Origin of the sequence: Aquimarina aggregata (assembly GCF_001632745.1) — a bacterium.
Lineage (GTDB): Bacteria > Bacteroidota > Bacteroidia > Flavobacteriales > Flavobacteriaceae > Aquimarina > Aquimarina aggregata.
Genome location: NZ_LQRT01000046.1, coordinates 338140 through 354383, shown reverse-complemented (window position 1 = coordinate 354383; position 16244 = coordinate 338140). Strand labels below are relative to the sequence as shown.

Here is a 16244-nt window from a genome sequence, read left to right as displayed (position 1 = left end):
GATCTGAAAAACGCAAAATAGAATCGCTATAATTAAAATGTAAGTTAGCATATGTTTTATTTTTTTGTTGTTTATGATTTTTTACGATTAAATGTTTTTGATGTTAGTAGGTATAGGCCAAATCCTGATAAAATGGTAAAAATTCCGAAAAGTGAAAATGCTCTTAATACTACGTTGTTAAAATCATCTCTTTCTTGATAATCCATAGTATGAAGCATCCATAAGAAATCAAATATGCGCCATTGATTATTTCTAAATGTTTGTACATTTCCATACTCTGTAGATACATATATGGTTGTATTTGCGGGTTCTTGAAATGAAATCGCATAAGCTGGCAAAGGGCGATTACGATATTCATGATGATTCCCAGTTGTTTTTAAGTATTCTATATCTTTAATTTCTGCAACTACATTTAGGGTATTCTTGGCAACAAGAATAGCTTCTTTTTCTTGTAAAGGTTTTCGTATTTTTCCGGTAATGGCGTCTATTAGAGTGACACTCTTTTCGTGATTTCTAATAAACGTAATACGATATACAGGTTGTTCTAAAACAGTAGTTAATTCTAAGGAGGTTATTCGATCACTACTATTAAAATATTGTTTGATAAAATTTGTAGGAGTAATGTAATTTACATCTTTTGATAATATGGGAACTTCGTTTTTTAGATTATCCCCACGAATTTCATCAATAGTTGTCCAACTAAAATATAGCCCACCAATAGTCCATAATAAAAACTGAATCCCTAAAATAACACCAAGGTATCGGTGCCATTTTCGGGTTAATCGTACGATTCTACTTTTCTTTATTGTCATATATTGTTAATTAAGCAGATTGTACTGCTATACTTTTATTTCTTTTTACTCTTACATATTCAAAGATGAGCAAAGCAATTATACTAATACCAAATAAAGGAAATAGTATACCAAGAACCACAATAGCAATTATAACACCATATCCAACTTTAAATCTAGAGTGGATTTTTGGAGTTCCAAAAGAACCTTTACGTTTTCGAAGTAAGTAAGAAGCTAAAGCAGAGATACTCATTACAGCCAATGTTATGGCAATAAAAAAGAGTAACCACCAGTTCCAGTTACCAAATTCTCCTTGATGAAATGCCATAACCCACATACGACCTCGCATAAGTATACCAACATCTTGCCAATCATTGATTAAAATTTGTTTACCAGAATATTGATCGAAATGTATTTTTTTTTGACTGTTTAGATCAGATGGATTTAGATTTGATACGCTAAAAGTAGCCTTAGGGTGTTTGGGGAAATGCAAGGTCACTATTCCGGGTAATTTTAATGCTGTTGCGGTATTAACCATTTGATCCAAAGTCATTGGTTCTCCGCTAGGTTTAGATTTTAATTGGCGACCTTCCCATGTTACAGGATATCCTGTATTGGTCATTTTTTGTACTTGTTTGAAGTTTGAACCAAAAACATCGGTCCAAGGTAATCCACCAGCTAAAATGAGTAGTAATAAACCAGAAATCCAAAACCCAGAAATAGCATGAAAATCCCTAAAAAAAGTTCTCTTACCTGCTTTTATTCGCGGAATAAAAAGACCTTTTAAATTCCATCCTCTCGCAGGCCACCATACATATATTCCAGTAATGATCAATACGATCATCCAACTGGCTATTAACTCAATGATTTTAGTGCCAAAAGATCCCATTAGTAATTCCCCGTGTAATTTTCGAATTTTATACATATCGGTTTTCTTAGCAGTAATAGCACCAGTTACTTCACCAGAATATGGGTTTATATATAGGCTGCTTTTTCCTCCAAAACGTCCAGATACAAATTGAGTTGCCTGATTTTTATAGGTTGATAATACCATACTGTTTGGTTTTTTTTGAGCATTGGTATTAGCGATTTCCCATTGTTTTTGTAACGGTATGGGTTTTCCTTGTATGGTTACTTCTTTAATATGTAGTTGTTTTGGCTTTTCGTAATCTGCTTTAAAAAGATATACTGCTCCTGTAATAGATAGTATAATAATAAATGGAAGAGAAATAAGTCCTGCTATAAAATGCCATTTCCAAAGCCATTGATTTAGTTTTTCGTTTTTTTTCATAATCTTTTTTTTAACCCCACAGTTTATAAAAACCTGTAGGGTTAGTGTTGTTTATTAAAAATTATACTTGGCCCCAAAGTGAAAAGCTCTTGGGTTTCCGATTGTAAAACTATTTTCTCCTCTAAATCGATTAAAAGAAGCTCTAGCAGCATATAACTCATCAAAAACATTGAGTGCATGCCCCCATATTTCGAAGCTTTTATAATAAATAGTTGTTCTTAGATTAAAAACACTATGGCCATCATATTCAGCAGTTTCAAAAGTGCCATCTTGATTATCTATCTGATTTTCAAAACTAGTATTATAAGATCCTACAAGTTCATGTTCGGCAGTAACATTAAAACCAAAATGATTTTCAAAGTCTTTGCGGTATGTTAGTAATGAAGTTCCTAAAAGGTTAGGAGCGGTCTCTCTATCGGTATCAGAATAATCAATTCCACTATCAAAAAACTCAACATATCGATGCATTGCATAGCTACCATTATGTGTTAAGGATAACTCTTTTGTAGGATACCAGGTAACGCCATATTCTACACCATAAGACCTGGTCTTACCTGCATTCGTATTAAAAAACTGATCGTTTTCATCACGCAAAGTTATTAATGTGTTTTCTCCTTCAAGAACATAGATAGCGGCATCTACTTTTAATTTTGAAGGAACTGTAAAATAACCACCTAATTCATAATTATTGTAGCGGCTGGGCTTTATTCCTCTAAGTTCATTTCGATTACGATAAAGAGTTGATACTTGTGGAGGTGTAAACCCTTGAGAATAATTAGCATAGATACCTGTTTTAGTATTGAAATTATAATTAGCACCCAATTTAGGAGTTAGATTATTAAAATTATCTACGGCATCATCTACACCAACAATACCATCGGCGAGATTGTTATAATCGTATTCAAAACCATCATATCGGAGTGCTGCGGTAACTTTTAAAGCATCAATAGGCGATATTTCATACTGAAGAAAACTTGCGTAATTAAAGATGTTAGCTTCATAGTTTAGGATAAAATCTCCAGAGTTAAGAGTAAAATCAATATTTCTACCAGTATCTGGATCTACAATAATATCAAGGGTTTCGGCACTATAATCCTGAGGAGAATAATCTGCTGTAGCTCCAAGAATTAAAGAGGAGTTAGCAAAACTGAAATCTAATTTATGTTGTACTAATCCTACAAAACTCTTAAAACGATTAGAGTTTAATTCTCCAGACCCAAAGCCTGTTAATTGTCCTTGATTTCGAAATTGTCGTATTCTGTATGATGGGTTTTGATCCATTCTATTATCCCTAACAATAAAGTTAAATGAGGTTTTGTTGGTATCATTCCAGAATTTATCTACTGTGCTTCGTACTCTAAAAGAAATAGCTTCTCTTTCTGTAAATGTTTGGTCACTTTCAAAGTTTCCACCATTAAAATCATTTTCACTTAATGAGCCTGTCATATCAGAGCGATAATCCACAATATCAAAAATAGTGGTCCATTTGATTGTTGGAGAGAATTCATATACTGTTTTTAAGGTAACGGCTAATTTTTCATAATCGCTATGCTCTATTAGTCCGTCTTCTCTTTGCCCGTATTGCCCACCTAGATAAAAACCAAGTTTATCACTTACCTGATCTGAAATTTCGAATTCATAACGGGTTAGTCCTAAGTCATTGGTTTGAAACCCAATACTACCACTTAGTTTTTCTGTAGGGTTTTTAGTAATAAAATTAAAACTTCCTCCGATAGCTTCACTACCATAAATGCTGGATGCCGGTCCTTTTAAAACTTCAATACGTCCAAAAGAAACATCATTCATCTCTAATAAAGCATTATGATTAAATACAGATGTTGGACGAATTTGTAATCCATCTTCTAAATAAAGGAATAAGGCTTTTGTTGAGATAGGAGAGCGAACGGCCATAAAATGTTGTTCGTTACTTGCTGCTCTTGATGTAGACATAAATACACCTGGAACTTGATTGACTAATTGGTCTATACCAAAGGCTTTTGTTTCTTTAATACTTTTAGCATTTAGTGTAGCTATTGATCCAGGAACTTCGGATCGTTTCTGAATTTCTCTGCTTGCCGAGGTTACCAAAACTTCGTCCAGAGCTACACTATCCGCTACTTTTTCTTCATATGATTGTTGTGCATAACTATATACTCCTATGAATAGAGCAATAGCAAAAGCTGATATATTTTTCATTTTAAATGCTGTGAAAAAGTCCTTTTAAACATGGACTTTATTATTTTTTTAGATTATAGGGCGTATTGAAGCCCTAGTGTTAATGTTTCTTTAGTTCTTAATTGAACACCATTCATATTCTGAAATAATGGGACTGCTGCTTCGAAACCAAGACGTAAATCTTTTAGAGATCCCTTAAAAGCGTAAAGATTAAGGCCTAAACCTGCATTGGCATAGGTCATACCAGAATTAGCAGTATCTGCCGTAATCACCATCATTGGGTTTAATGCTGGGTTAGTTCCTTAAATTTTGTCGATGGCACCCAATTCTACTCGTCCAGAAAAACTTAACCAGTCTGCAGCTTTAACTGCTAACCAATTATTAAAACTGTATTTATTGCCTAAACGATATTCGTTATCATTTTCTCCAATGCGTAATGTAGTTCTAGCCTGGGCGCCATATGAAATTATGTTCCATTGTTTTAAATACGTTAATGCTAGTTCTGTGTCCCATGTACCACTACCAATTTGCATAGGGTAGGGTAGAATGACTTGGTTTGGAGCTGATGCAGGAATAATGTCCATTTTATCAATACTTCCTGTAGGTATAGAAATACCAGCCTGAGCTTGTAATTGCTGCTTGTTTTTATTGAAAAATTTATATAGAGCAGAAATTTTTGTATCACCAAATCCAGAGGATTCTGTGGTAAATGTGCCTCCCATAGCGGTGATATGATCCATTTCACTAGAAAGATAATTTACCATAGCTACCAAGGTAATTTTATCACTAGGTGCATACATCATTCCTAGCATATGCATATTCATAGGCATACTTGTAGGTGTTACCATGTATACATCATTGGGGCGCAATGCATTTGAGAAGGGTACATTTTCACTACCTCTATTTAGGTCTTCCATGTTCATATACATATAGCGATATGAAAACATTACTTCACCTTTACCATGTGTATGATCTCCCATGACCGAAATGGGAGCATGTCCGTCTGGTCTTGAACCAGTCCATTTAGTATTTTCTTCTTGTGCGTAAAAAAAATGGGTAGCCACTATAAATAGGGCATAAATATATTTCTTCATTAGTTTAATGATATATAGTATCAAGTAGATAGTAATTCTACTATATTAAAAGCACCACTTGATAGTTCAAGTAACTACAAGGGGTGTAGTTCTTGAAAGTAATTATATTGAGTTATGCTTTGAATCTGTAAATTGATCAAAGTAAATTTTTGAAAATTAGGTAAGAAATTATAGGTACTGCGGAGGGTGATCTATGGTATTAGAAATTTCAGCAACATTAAAATGTTTTAATTTCCAATTGTGTATAATTATGAAGTTGGTTATTACATTTTCTAATTGAAATGTATTTTCTTGAAAAAATAAAGGAATAAATGCTTCTGTTATCATAATGGCATTTGAGTTTTCTGATGTTGGCTGCGTTTTAGCCTTCATTTGACTCATTAAATAACATTTACCATTACAATTTAGTTTTGGTCTTTCTTTATTTACACAATACTTTTCTACTATAGTATTAATATTAAGCTGATAATACATAACCGTGCTAAGTTGAATAGCTGGCCGTATAGCAAAAGAGGCAAATAATAATATAGAAAATAGAAATCTTAGCAAGAGGTCTTATTTTCCTGCAAAAATACAATTTTTTGATTGTTTTTTAAGCAAAAAAAGTAAATAAGGTACTAGTAAACTTAACTATTGGTACAATTAAAATTTTATGGGAATAGCATATATTCTACTTAAACCATTTTCATATGAATTCATCATTTCTAGTAGTTGTTTTATAGTCTTAGGTTGATTAAGTTGTTTTTTGAGAGCTGTTCGTTTACTGGTAAAGTAAAGCGTTTGCGTTTTTATGTCGTAAAATGGGCAATAATCCATTTTGTCCGAGTTTACTTCTTTAGTTAAGTTTTTGGCTTGTTCCCAATCACCATCTTTATTTTTATAGGATATATATATATCGCCACTACCTAAACCATCATTACGTTTATAGCCTCCAAATAGTAGAAACGACTCGTCTGGAGCAACATAGGCATTGTATTCATACCCTTCAGAATTAATAGTACTGGTTAATGATACTGGTTTTGTATATTGATTATTTTTTTTACTACTCATAAAAATATCATCCTTTCCTTTAGAAGTTGAAGCAGTACTTGTAAAATATAAATTACCATTTTTAGCTACAGAAGGATAAAACTCATCGTCTTTAGTATTAATTGGGCTTCCTAAGTTTTTTGGTTTAGACCATTTAGCAGTTTTACTAGATCGTTCTATGTACCATATGTCGTGATCTTTAGCTTCGGTGCTTTGATTATCTAATGGGCGTGTAGAAACATAATATAACTTTAATCCATCGGGAGAAAACATAGCTTCAAGGTCACGATATTGACCAGAAAAAGGAGCTACTTCTGGAGTAGACCATTGATTCCCTTTTTTTACAATTTTTATAATAGTAGAAAGCTCTCCTGAATACCCCTGCGCAGTAAAATAAATTTCATCTTGCCAAGGAGAAATCGTAATATCTCTAACTGTTGGAAATTTAGAAATGATTTCTGGTAAAAACGGTTGAACTTTAGAAATCTCTTGACAATGAGAGAATAATGAAACAAGAATTAAAAAACTAGTACTAATTATTTTCATGATTTATTTTGATTGATGACGATCGGAATTTAACTCGTTTTTCCTAAATCACATATTAATTTTTTTATAAAGTTATGTTCAGAAATGAAGTTTCATGCCTTCATGAGATGATCTAAAGCCTAGTTTTTTATAAAAATGTATAGCCTCTGGACGTTTTTTGTCTGATGTGAGTTGTAACAAATGGGCGCCTTTTTGTTTAGCTCTTACTATAGCCCATTCAAACATTTTTTTTCCGATACCCTTATCTCTTTGATCTTTTCGTATTCTAACGGCTTCAATTTGTGCTCTGATCCCTCCTTGATACGTTAAATATCGAATAAAGGTTAATTGTAAAGTACCGATGACCTCTGCGTTTTGATTTTCTACAACAATAAGTTCTTGTTGGGGATCAATATCGATGGCTCGAAAAGCTTCTAAATATTGTTCAGGTAGAGGATTCTTGTAGTTCTCTCTGGATTTACCTAATTCATCATCGGCAATCATTTTCACAATTATAGGTACATCGGCTATAGTAGCTTTTCTAAAATTCATTTTATTGAGTTAATAAATATTCTTTTGGAATTGGATTTTCTTTGGTTTCTTGAGTCCAATAAATATTAACAACCCACCACCGTTTGCCGTCATTTAATAATTGAATACTATTAATGCCTCTCATAAAAGGTTTTTTATCAGTCTTGCTTTTAAAGGATTCATAAGTGCTAAAAACGTGAGTAATATTTCCAAATGTGTTTACGGTTCGATGTATTTCTTTTTCGAAGAAACCATTTTCTAAGAGCCACTTTCCAGAAGTATTGATATATTCATCAGGAGATAGATACCTGACTTTAAAAATATCTTCTTTACTTTTTCCTGAAGGGATAAGTTTTGCTTCTGGAGCAAATAAAAATTTAAACAACTCCCAATTTCGTTGTTCGCCTTTTTCACCAGAAATTACATCATATAATGTTTCTAATGTAGTATCTAATGATGAAACCTTCTTCAGGTATTTTTTAGTTTCCTGCGCATGTAAAGAAATACTAATCGTAAAGTAAAGTAGAATACAAAGTATATTTTTCATTAGTCAGTATATTTAAAAATTAAAACATATTAAAACTAAATATGTGAGTATTTATAGGGGTTGACCTATAAATTATAGAAATACATTAGAAATTAAACGTTCAACAGTAGGGTGATCATTACCTCCGGCTGGTTCTATTGTAATATTTATAGAGGCGGCATTATCGATATATTTCATGGCGATCATATCTTGATTAGATGCTACAATGCCCATGTCTATCATTTCTCCATCCACATCTGCCCACATCTGATACGTTTTGTTCTGATCTAGTTTAACCAACCCCTTAGCATTTAATATAACTGTCTTTTCTGTATGATTTACATAAGTAATAGCAGTAGAATTAGGAGATATTTTATTTCCTTTTAATATTAATTGTATGGTATTAGGAGTATTAATTGCTGTATACCATTTATTTGTTTCATTTAATTGATTCTCTAGAGTGTTAATACGATTTTGAAAATCAACTGTTTGATTTTGAACAGTTTTTATTGTGTTTCTGGCAGTTTGCCATTGATTATATAACCAACCAGAACTTAAGGCAAATAATAAAGCGAAACTGGCAGCTATAGTCATGTAGATAGAACGTCTATCTTTTGTTTTGATAGAGATTACTTTATCTGAATCATCTAAAGTTTTAGTTGATGCCACAGCAGTTAATAATGATTTTTTTATATGAATAGGAGGTGGGATAGCATTTTCGATAGCTAATTTTTCAAAATCATCTTCCATAGCCAGAAAATATTCACGCAATTCTTGATCTTGCTTTAAGATATTTTCGACTTCAGTCATTTGTTTATCTGATAGCTCACCTAGCAAATACTGTTCTAATATTCCTGTATCTTTTATAGAATTCCTATCCATCATATCATCTTTTCTAGTATTATCCACAATAAAAAGAGTTCTTTTTGATATGTCTCTCTCAATTTTTTTAATGCCTGTTTAATGTAAGATTTAAAGGTGCCCAAGGGCACATCCATTTCTTTGTGTGCTTCCCGATGAGTAAGCCCATTAAAATAAACAAGTTCTAATGCTTTTTGATGATGAGGGTCTAAGAGCTTTAATGAACCATTTAGTTGTAATATATCTATTTGGTTTTCATTAACTTCTTTATTTTCATATACACTTAAATCTTCGTTTTGGATGAGTTTAGAAGTTTTTCTCATCGCATTTAACGATATATTTTTTGCAATTCGATAGGACCATGTAAAAAATTTCCCCTTTTGAGGATCATATTGATGAGCCTTTTGCCAGATTTTCAAGAATGTTTCCTGAAGTAAATCTTGTGCTTGTTCTTCATTTTTACAGATACGCAAAATTACACCATACAAAGCTCCAGAATACTGATCATATATGCTAGAAAGCGCAGTGCTATCTTGATTTTGTAATCGTTTTATGAGCCCTAAATTATCTTGCATTTTATCGGTGGGATTACTCAAATTTAAGAAAAAAATATGCCAACCTCATCCAAACGTATCAAACTTGTGTATATGAATATGTAAAGCGCGCTTAAAATTGTTTAATAATTAAAATAAATATCATGAAAAAATTAGTTTTTATTATTTCGACTATTATATTATTTGTATTTACACAAACTATATCCGCTCAAAAAACAAATAAGGATATTGTTGATGTAGCTGTATCTGTAGATGATTTTTCTACATTGGTTACAGCCCTAAAAGCTGCTGATTTGGTTACAGCCCTAAAAGGTGAAGGACCTTTTACAGTATTTGCACCTACCAATGATGCTTTTGGTAAGATTGACTCAAAAACATTAAAATCTTTATTAAAACCTGAAAACAAGGAAAAATTATCAGCGATACTTACCTATCATGTAATTGCTGGTAAAATCACTGCTAGTGATGTGGTTAGTGCCCTAAAGAAGGGTGAAGGCAAAGTAGAATTAAAAACTCTTGGAGGAGCGAAGGTTTTGGTTTTAGAAAAAGATGGTAAAATATGGTTAAAAGATCAAAATGGTAACTATAGTAAAATTGCAAAAACTGATGTTATGGCAAAAAATGGTGTAATCCATGTGATTAGTGATGTCGTAATGCCTAAATAATTAGAATACAAAATTGAAATTTTGAAAAAGCGTCATTATAAATGGCGCTTTTTTATAGGTATTAAGACAAGAGATTACATTAAAATGATAATATGTCTGGTTCAATATAGTTTAATTTAGCTTTTTTAGATGTAAATATATCAAAGCCATAATGAGAATTTAAAAGCTTTTTAAAGTTGTATTTAATCCTTGGAAATTCGGCAATGAAATCTTGAAAATTTAAAGATTCTGATTTTTGTATAAAATGATCTACAATATGTATTGCAGCAATAGTTACTGTGGCATTAAATTTATCAGGATCACCGTGCTTGGTTGCAAAATTTAATATCTGCCCAGGAATTAATTCACAAGCTGTAACTACATTATAATTTGTAATATAAATCCAAGCTAATCTAATATGCGCTTCGTGAGAAAAAAGAGTTGGGTCTAAAATTGTATTTTTAAACTGCTCTTTAAAATCCAAATCATTTAACTGTCTATGTTTTTCCATACTAGATTGTTAATATCTAACTCACATGATACATCATTTTTATTTTTGTACCGTAAATGATGGTAATGACACTTTATATTTTACAACTAATAGCCGAATACTAATAATAAGTAATGTTGTTATTATATAGATACTATTTTGAGTGATGTTTAATGTATATAGCACCATAAAACAAACTCCTCCTGCAATAGAAGCTGTAGCATATATTTCTTTTCTAAAGATAACGGGGATTTCATTACATAAAATGTCCCTTAATACGCCACCAAAGCAACCGGTCATAGCTCCCAAAGCAATTGAGACAATAGGTTCTAAACCTGCCATTATTCCAGTTTCAACACCAATTATTGTAAAAACACCTAACCCAATAGTGTCAAATAAAAATAATGATTTTTTAAGATAATCTAGTTTGTTTCTAAATATAATGGCTACTATGGTCACACATCCAATTAAATACAAATTTATAGTATTCTCCATCCATGATACAGGAGTGTTGCCAATTAGTACATCTCGTATTGTTCCTCCTCCTATAGAGGTGACAAAGGCAATTATAAATATTCCGAAAAGATCTAACTTTCTATTCATAGCACTTAAAGCTCCCGAAATGGCAAAAGCTATAGTACCTAAAATATCTAATACATTAAAAAACGACATAATTATGGGATGACTTAATTTCTTGGGTATAAATTTAATAGTATTACGTGTTAAGAAAAAAACAATCATTCAACTTTATAGAGTAATAATAATTCTTAATAACTTTAATGTAAGGTTTATGATCAAATTGCTACTTTTACATCATACAAAAAGATACCAATATGTCTGATACAATAGAAAAAATAAAATGCCTTATTATAGGATCGGGACCTGCAGGATATACTGCAGCGATATATGCAGCTAGAGCTGATCTTAAACCTGTTATGTATACAGGTATGGAACCAGGAGGACAATTAACAACCACTACAGAAGTTGATAATTTCCCCGGATATCCTGAAGGAATTGATGGCCCTACCATGATGGTACAATTACAACAACAAGCAGAACGTTTTGGTACTGAAGTACGTATTGGAATGGTGACTGCTGTTGATTTTAGTACAGAAGAAGGAGGAGTTCATAAAGTTACTGTTGATAATGCTAAGCAGATTGAAGCTGAAGCAGTTATTATTTCTACAGGAGCAACAGCAAAGTATTTAGGTCTGCCTAGCGAACAAAAATTACGAGGTGGTGGTGTTTCTGCTTGTGCAGTTTGTGATGGTTTTTTCTATAAAGGACAAGATGTTGCTATTGTTGGAGCAGGGGATACTGCAGCTGAGGAAGCAACGTATTTAGCTAACATTTGTTCTAATGTGACTATGCTAGTGCGTAAAGATTATATGAGAGCGTCTAAGGCAATGCAACATAGAGTAAACAATACACCTAACCTTAAAGTATTATATAATACAGAAGTTGATGAAGTTTTAGGGGATCAGGTTGTAGAAGGATTAAGAATGGTAAATAATCAAACTGGAGATAAATCTGAAATTGAGATTACAGGATTATTTATTGCGATTGGGCATAAACCAAATACAGATATTTTTAAAGGACAGATAGACATGGATGATACTGGGTACATTATTACCGAGGGTAAATCTACTAAAACGAATCTTCCAGGTGTATTTGCATCGGGTGATGTGCAGGATAAAGAATATAGACAAGCAGTTACTGCTGCTGGTACCGGTTGTATGGCGGCACTAGATGCAGAACGATATTTGGCAACTATAGAAACTAGCGAAGAAGTTTCTGCTTAAGAAGAATTATAGAAATATAAAACACCCATCAGGTTTTAAAACTTGATGGGTGTTGTTTTTAATAGGTTTTCAATTGTTATTTTTTAATCAATTTAGTCGTTTTTATGACCTTTCCATTCATGACAACCCTAACAAAATATAAATCATTTGGTAAATTACTGATGTCTATTTGGTTATTATCTTTATTAACTTTTGCCTTTAATTGCACTTCTCCGTTTTGATCTATGACTTCAACAGAATATGGTTTTGTTGCTTTATCATTTTCTGTAGTAGGTTGAACTATTAACATGTCACTTGATGGATTAGGTGAAATAACAAAACCACAATCTAAGAATTGAGCTAATGTAAAAGCATTAACCTGTGTATTGTTACACGTTGATGTAAAGGTCAAACTTATACTAAACCCGAAACTGGTAGAAGATTGTACATTAAGCGTTTTATTTGAGTTTGAACCAATGATAGTCCCCCCAGAAGAAACATTCCAATTATAAGACCCAGATGCGTTTGACGGGTTTAGAACTGCGTTAAAAGTTAATACATCACCTTGACAACCAAAAGGTTCTTGAGCTATGGATACAGATGGGACAGTACAAGGTGGTTTAATGTTAATTGTTCTACAATAACAACAAGGCTCTGATCCATTTTTATATCTGGTCACGCATATTTTACCACTACCTGCGGTAGTGCCTTTTACAGAAACAGAAGACGAAGTATTACTTCCTACTATTGTTAATCCACCTGTTGTTGACCAAAAATAATTTGCGCCACTTAATGTACTTGTAGAAAAAGTTCTGGTTTGATTTAAATTTATTTCAGATGGACCACTCAAGGAACAACTGGTGCACTGAGAAAACAGATTGTTGTAACTAGTAAGCATAAAAAATGTTACCAATAAATGGATTGAAATTTTTTTCATGATTTTGGTTTTAAGAGTTAAAATTAGAATCTTAAAAATACAAAATTATAGAGCTGAAAATTTCTTATTATTTGATCAGTTTATGCTTTTAATACTTTTGATTATGCATGGTGCATGAAAATGATTTGTATAGAGCTATCTATGCGTATTAAACTCATACTACCTCATTAGTCATTACGAAGTGATTAAAAATAATAAATGTGTAAGTTATATGGTTGAAAAATGAGGTTTTATTAAGATTTTAATAGTGTGTTTTTAGTTTAATCTAAGCTTACTAGGAACATAATCTACATTTTTCTTAAATAATGTAGCCTCGTTTGAGAATGCCTTAATTGTAGTGGTAGTAGGTTCACCTAAAATAAAAACTTCAGTCTTATCGGTAGCTTCTATGATAACTTCTTCGTTTACCAAAATATAACAATCACTAGAACCTTCTGCTATTAAAGAGGTTTTAGTACTGCTTAATTTTTCACCATAAAAGTCAGTTTCATTATCGGCTCTTAGCAACATGGATTGCACTGTACCTTCAAGCTTAGCCGATCCTTTTTGATATAAATCGACTTTCAGATTATCGGTAGTTACTATTCCTTTAGCTTCTGCATTATCGTTTATTTGATAAACGACATCTTTTGCCGTTACATGAAATTCAATTGTAGATTTCCCGTTTGCAGTACAAGATAATTTGCCCGCATCTGCGGTTATAAAAACTTCGGTGTTATCATTTGCCTCTACAGTTAATTCGCCAGAATTAATTGTGGATAATGACTTTATATGTGCTTTATTATAAAGCGTTATCTTCTTTATGTCTGAAGCATAAAAAATTTCAATATTTAATGCTTTTGCGCGACGTAAATCTTTATCAGACGTAATAGTTAATATACTATCTTGAACAGTAACTTGTATATGTTCGTGTAGGTTGCTGTCGGCTTCAATTCGAACTTGATTATCGCTACTCTCATCAATAGCGACTTCAAAATTGTCATATATTTCTATAGTATGAAAACCTTCTATAGCTACTTCTTCTGTATTAACAATTTTATTGCCTTTAATTTTTTCTTTTTGACTATAAACATTCCCTATAAATAAAAGAGAACCTAATAACAACATTGACGTTTTCATATTTATATCAGATTTGTATGCTAATAAACAATTTTTTTGAAGTTTAAGTATATGATTTATTGTAAAATTTCTTTTCAAAAAAGACTTATATACTTAATTAAAGTTGCATCGCAGTGTGAGAATTAAGGATTTTGTATCTCATATTTGATATTTAGAAAATTATACATGTACAAAAACAAAAGTAAAGAGCGTATATTTAATAAACGTATTAAAACCAAAACCAATAAGTAACGTGATACCAGCACAAACCATAAATGATGTTATTGTTATTTTAGAAGATATCATTATTCAATCAAAGACCGATAATAATCCATTGGGATATTTTGCAGCTTTATATAGAAAAGTGACGATCAAAGTAAAAGAAGGAATCGAAAATGATTTTTTTGATGATGGCCCAAGAATGGAAAAGTTAGATGTGATATTTGCGAACAGGTATCTTGAAGCTTATTTTGCTTATCAAGAAGATAAAGAGATAACGATGAGTTGGACAAAAGCATTTACATTGTCTAAAATGTATTGGCCGATTGTGTTACAACATTTATTGGTAGGAATTAATGCCCATATTAACCTTGATTTGGGGATTGCTGCTGCCCAGATTTCTAATAGAAGTACTATTGAAGATCTAAAAGGGGATTTTGATAAAATTAATGATATTTTATCATCATTGGTTAACGAAGTAGAGAATGATTTAGCAGAAATTTGGCCTACTTTAAAGAAGATATTAAAACTAACACGAAAGGCAGATGATTTTTTAGTGGATTTTAGTATGAAATTAGCAAGAGATGGTGCGTGGGATTTTGCTGTAAAAATGGCAAATACTATAGATGAAAATATTCCAGAACTTATTAAAGAACGAGATTATAAGGCGGCAAAAAAAGGGAATATAATCGATGCCCCGGGATTGGCAGTCAAAATAATACTTATGATTGTAAGATTAGGAGAACGTGGGACTGTTAAAGATAAAATTAATACATTAAACCTGAAAATAGTTACATTTTGATTACTTGACTTTTTTTGCTTCTTCGGCTATGTTTCCGTTTTCGCGAACAATAAATTTGATTGTTGTGTCTTGAGCATCTTTAACAAACTCAAAGGTAAGTGGGCTTTGTTTATGAAAAAATAGATTTTTTGATTGAGGATATACGATCATTTCCATCTTACCAGCCGTAATTTGTAATAAATTATCTTTTTTTGATACAACTACAGTTCCTGTTTTAGGAGCCTGATACGTTCCAAGGTATTGTGCTAAAATCTCATCAGTTACCGAGATTTCTTTTTTATCGGTATTTTGTGGAGCAGGTTGATGATCATAACTTAAAACTCGGGTCATTTTCCATTTTTTATCGTTATGCTGCCAGACATGAGTGAATTTTGCAACTTCTGTTAATCTTTCTTTTTTTCCTTTTTCTGTAATGTAAAAACGATGTTCACCACTTATAATCGCACCGTAGTTTCGTAAAGGATATACATTTACAGATCCTTCTATAACTTCTCTTCTGACTCTAGGGTTTTCACTACCGCACAACCCACTTTTTACAAGCTCCATCATATGATCTAACCCAGCAGTTAATCCACCTTTATCATGATAAAACTCAAAATCTTGTATAAAAAATGTTTTAAAAGTTTCTATATCACATGTGTTATATGATTTCCAGAATTCTTGATCAAGTTTTAAAATAGTGTTTTTTACAGAGTCAGTATCTGTATTAGAAGGTGATTGAGCAATTAGGAGGTTATTTGATAATACTATAAATAAACATAATAAGATTATGTTTTTAGCTTGTGTAGTTGCTATCATAATGTTCGTTTTTTGATTGATATAGACTGATGAGGTCTTTTTTTGATTTGATGTTGTATTAAAAAGAAAACTGCCTAAAAAGTGATTGGTTGATTAGT

At 31.9% G+C, this 16244-nt stretch carries 19 protein-coding genes; 3 read left to right on the top strand and 16 right to left on the bottom strand.

The genetic code is table 11. The annotated features are described in order from the left end of the window. Nucleotides 1-71 precede the first annotated feature (71 nt). From AWE51_RS22495 to AWE51_RS22450, 11 genes are all read right to left on the bottom strand, one after another. Complete coding sequence (locus AWE51_RS22495) at nucleotides 72-812, bottom strand: PepSY domain-containing protein (protein ID WP_198403856.1); 741 nt, start codon at nucleotides 810-812, stop codon at nucleotides 72-74. A 10-nt stretch (nucleotides 813-822) separates the two neighbouring features. Next, the gene (locus AWE51_RS22490) at nucleotides 823-2082 is read right to left on the bottom strand and encodes a PepSY-associated TM helix domain-containing protein (RefSeq protein WP_066318560.1); all 1260 of its coding nucleotides are present in this window, start codon (nucleotides 2080-2082) and stop codon (nucleotides 823-825) included. Nucleotides 2083-2136: 54 nt separating this feature from the next. Continuing rightward, nucleotides 2137-4278 carry a TonB-dependent receptor gene (locus AWE51_RS22485; protein ID WP_066318558.1) on the bottom strand — a complete coding sequence of 714 codons (2142 nt, stop codon included), beginning with the start codon at nucleotides 4276-4278 and terminating at the stop codon, nucleotides 2137-2139. 53 nt (nucleotides 4279-4331) lie between these two features. Beyond that, nucleotides 4332-4535: a hypothetical protein gene (locus AWE51_RS27100; RefSeq protein WP_232517437.1), complete on the bottom strand. Its 204-nt coding sequence runs from the start codon at nucleotides 4533-4535 to the stop codon at nucleotides 4332-4334. A 24-nt stretch (nucleotides 4536-4559) separates the two neighbouring features. Continuing rightward, nucleotides 4560-5351 (bottom strand): transporter, encoded by a 792-nt coding sequence (locus AWE51_RS22480; RefSeq protein ID WP_232517436.1) that lies wholly within the window; start codon nucleotides 5349-5351, stop codon nucleotides 4560-4562. 168 nt (nucleotides 5352-5519) lie between these two features. Continuing rightward, nucleotides 5520-5900: a hypothetical protein gene (locus AWE51_RS22475; RefSeq protein ID WP_147405032.1), complete on the bottom strand. Its 381-nt coding sequence runs from the start codon at nucleotides 5898-5900 to the stop codon at nucleotides 5520-5522. Between the two features lie 93 nt (nucleotides 5901-5993). Next, nucleotides 5994-6926, bottom strand: coding sequence for a TolB-like translocation protein (locus AWE51_RS22470; protein WP_066318547.1), 933 nt, complete (start codon nucleotides 6924-6926; stop codon nucleotides 5994-5996). 78 nt (nucleotides 6927-7004) lie between these two features. Continuing rightward, nucleotides 7005-7457 carry a GNAT family N-acetyltransferase gene (locus tag AWE51_RS22465; RefSeq protein ID WP_066318544.1) on the bottom strand — a complete coding sequence of 151 codons (453 nt, stop codon included), beginning with the start codon at nucleotides 7455-7457 and terminating at the stop codon, nucleotides 7005-7007. Between the two features lies 1 nt (nucleotide 7458). Next, the gene (locus AWE51_RS22460; protein ID WP_066318542.1) at nucleotides 7459-7983 is read right to left on the bottom strand and encodes a hypothetical protein; all 525 of its coding nucleotides are present in this window, start codon (nucleotides 7981-7983) and stop codon (nucleotides 7459-7461) included. Nucleotides 7984-8055: 72 nt separating this feature from the next. Then, on the bottom strand, nucleotides 8056-8871 hold the full coding sequence (locus AWE51_RS22455; RefSeq protein ID WP_066318539.1) for an anti-sigma factor: 816 nt from the start codon (nucleotides 8869-8871) through the stop codon (nucleotides 8056-8058). Then, nucleotides 8844-9419 carry an RNA polymerase sigma factor gene (locus AWE51_RS22450; protein ID WP_232517435.1) on the bottom strand — a complete coding sequence of 192 codons (576 nt, stop codon included), beginning with the start codon at nucleotides 9417-9419 and terminating at the stop codon, nucleotides 8844-8846. The genes AWE51_RS22455 and AWE51_RS22450 overlap by 28 nt, the downstream gene beginning before the upstream one ends. Nucleotides 9420-9520: 101 nt before the next feature. Between AWE51_RS22450 and AWE51_RS22445 the strand changes: the two genes are divergently transcribed. After that, complete coding sequence (locus tag AWE51_RS22445; protein ID WP_066318533.1) at nucleotides 9521-10042, top strand: fasciclin domain-containing protein; 522 nt, start codon at nucleotides 9521-9523, stop codon at nucleotides 10040-10042. A gap of 79 nt (nucleotides 10043-10121) precedes the next feature. On the opposite strand, the gene AWE51_RS22440 is transcribed toward AWE51_RS22445, so the two are convergent. Next, nucleotides 10122-10532: a hypothetical protein gene (locus AWE51_RS22440; protein WP_066318530.1), complete on the bottom strand. Its 411-nt coding sequence runs from the start codon at nucleotides 10530-10532 to the stop codon at nucleotides 10122-10124. Between the two features lie 39 nt (nucleotides 10533-10571). After that, on the bottom strand, nucleotides 10572-11183 hold the full coding sequence (locus tag AWE51_RS22435; RefSeq protein WP_066318528.1) for a trimeric intracellular cation channel family protein: 612 nt from the start codon (nucleotides 11181-11183) through the stop codon (nucleotides 10572-10574). 161 nt (nucleotides 11184-11344) lie between these two features. On the opposite strand from AWE51_RS22435, the gene trxB reads away from it, so the two are divergent. After that, a complete protein-coding gene (gene trxB / locus AWE51_RS22430; RefSeq protein WP_066318526.1) occupies nucleotides 11345-12313 on the top strand; it encodes a thioredoxin-disulfide reductase in 969 nt (322 codons plus the stop codon). Nucleotides 12314-12389: 76 nt separating this feature from the next. Here the strand turns inward: trxB and AWE51_RS22425 are convergent, their stop codons facing one another. Further along, entirely contained in the window at nucleotides 12390-13229 is an 840-nt protein-coding gene (locus tag AWE51_RS22425) for a T9SS type A sorting domain-containing protein (protein ID WP_066318525.1), read from the bottom strand. A gap of 255 nt (nucleotides 13230-13484) precedes the next feature. Next, entirely contained in the window at nucleotides 13485-14348 is an 864-nt protein-coding gene (locus AWE51_RS22420) for a GIN domain-containing protein (RefSeq protein WP_082832567.1), read from the bottom strand. A 232-nt stretch (nucleotides 14349-14580) separates the two neighbouring features. On the opposite strand from AWE51_RS22420, the gene AWE51_RS22415 reads away from it, so the two are divergent. Beyond that, the gene (locus tag AWE51_RS22415; protein ID WP_232517434.1) at nucleotides 14581-15348 is read left to right on the top strand and encodes a DUF5995 family protein; all 768 of its coding nucleotides are present in this window, start codon (nucleotides 14581-14583) and stop codon (nucleotides 15346-15348) included. Here the strand turns inward: AWE51_RS22415 and AWE51_RS22410 are convergent, their stop codons facing one another. Continuing rightward, nucleotides 15349-16146: a nuclear transport factor 2 family protein gene (locus tag AWE51_RS22410; protein ID WP_066318518.1), complete on the bottom strand. Its 798-nt coding sequence runs from the start codon at nucleotides 16144-16146 to the stop codon at nucleotides 15349-15351. Nucleotides 16147-16244: the final 98 nt, after the last annotated feature.

Bases quoted from the DNA above. Each gene is read 5' to 3' on its own strand.
- AWE51_RS22420 (WP_082832567.1), bottom strand. From the start codon at position 14,348: ATGAAAACGTCAATGTTGTTATTAGGTTCTCTTTTATTTATAGGGAAT.
- AWE51_RS22485 (WP_066318558.1), bottom strand. From the start codon at position 4,278: ATGAAAAATATATCAGCTTTTGCTATTGCTCTATTCATAGGAGTATAT.
- AWE51_RS22435 (WP_066318528.1), bottom strand. From the start codon at position 11,183: ATGTCGTTTTTTAATGTATTAGATATTTTAGGTACTATAGCTTTTGCC.
- AWE51_RS27100 (WP_232517437.1), bottom strand. From the start codon at position 4,535: ATGATGGTGATTACGGCAGATACTGCTAATTCTGGTATGACCTATGCC.
- AWE51_RS22440 (WP_066318530.1), bottom strand. From the start codon at position 10,532: ATGGAAAAACATAGACAGTTAAATGATTTGGATTTTAAAGAGCAGTTT.
- AWE51_RS22460 (WP_066318542.1), bottom strand. From the start codon at position 7,983: ATGAAAAATATACTTTGTATTCTACTTTACTTTACGATTAGTATTTCT.
- AWE51_RS22465 (WP_066318544.1), bottom strand. From the start codon at position 7,457: ATGAATTTTAGAAAAGCTACTATAGCCGATGTACCTATAATTGTGAAA.
- AWE51_RS22470 (WP_066318547.1), bottom strand. From the start codon at position 6,926: ATGAAAATAATTAGTACTAGTTTTTTAATTCTTGTTTCATTATTCTCT.
- trxB (WP_066318526.1), top strand. From the start codon at position 11,345: ATGTCTGATACAATAGAAAAAATAAAATGCCTTATTATAGGATCGGGA.
- AWE51_RS22495 (WP_198403856.1), bottom strand. From the start codon at position 812: ATGACAATAAAGAAAAGTAGAATCGTACGATTAACCCGAAAATGGCAC.
- AWE51_RS22425 (WP_066318525.1), bottom strand. From the start codon at position 13,229: ATGAAAAAAATTTCAATCCATTTATTGGTAACATTTTTTATGCTTACT.
- AWE51_RS22480 (WP_232517436.1), bottom strand. From the start codon at position 5,351: ATGAAGAAATATATTTATGCCCTATTTATAGTGGCTACCCATTTTTTT.
- AWE51_RS22445 (WP_066318533.1), top strand. From the start codon at position 9,521: ATGAAAAAATTAGTTTTTATTATTTCGACTATTATATTATTTGTATTT.
- AWE51_RS22490 (WP_066318560.1), bottom strand. From the start codon at position 2,082: ATGAAAAAAAACGAAAAACTAAATCAATGGCTTTGGAAATGGCATTTT.
- AWE51_RS22410 (WP_066318518.1), bottom strand. From the start codon at position 16,146: ATGATAGCAACTACACAAGCTAAAAACATAATCTTATTATGTTTATTT.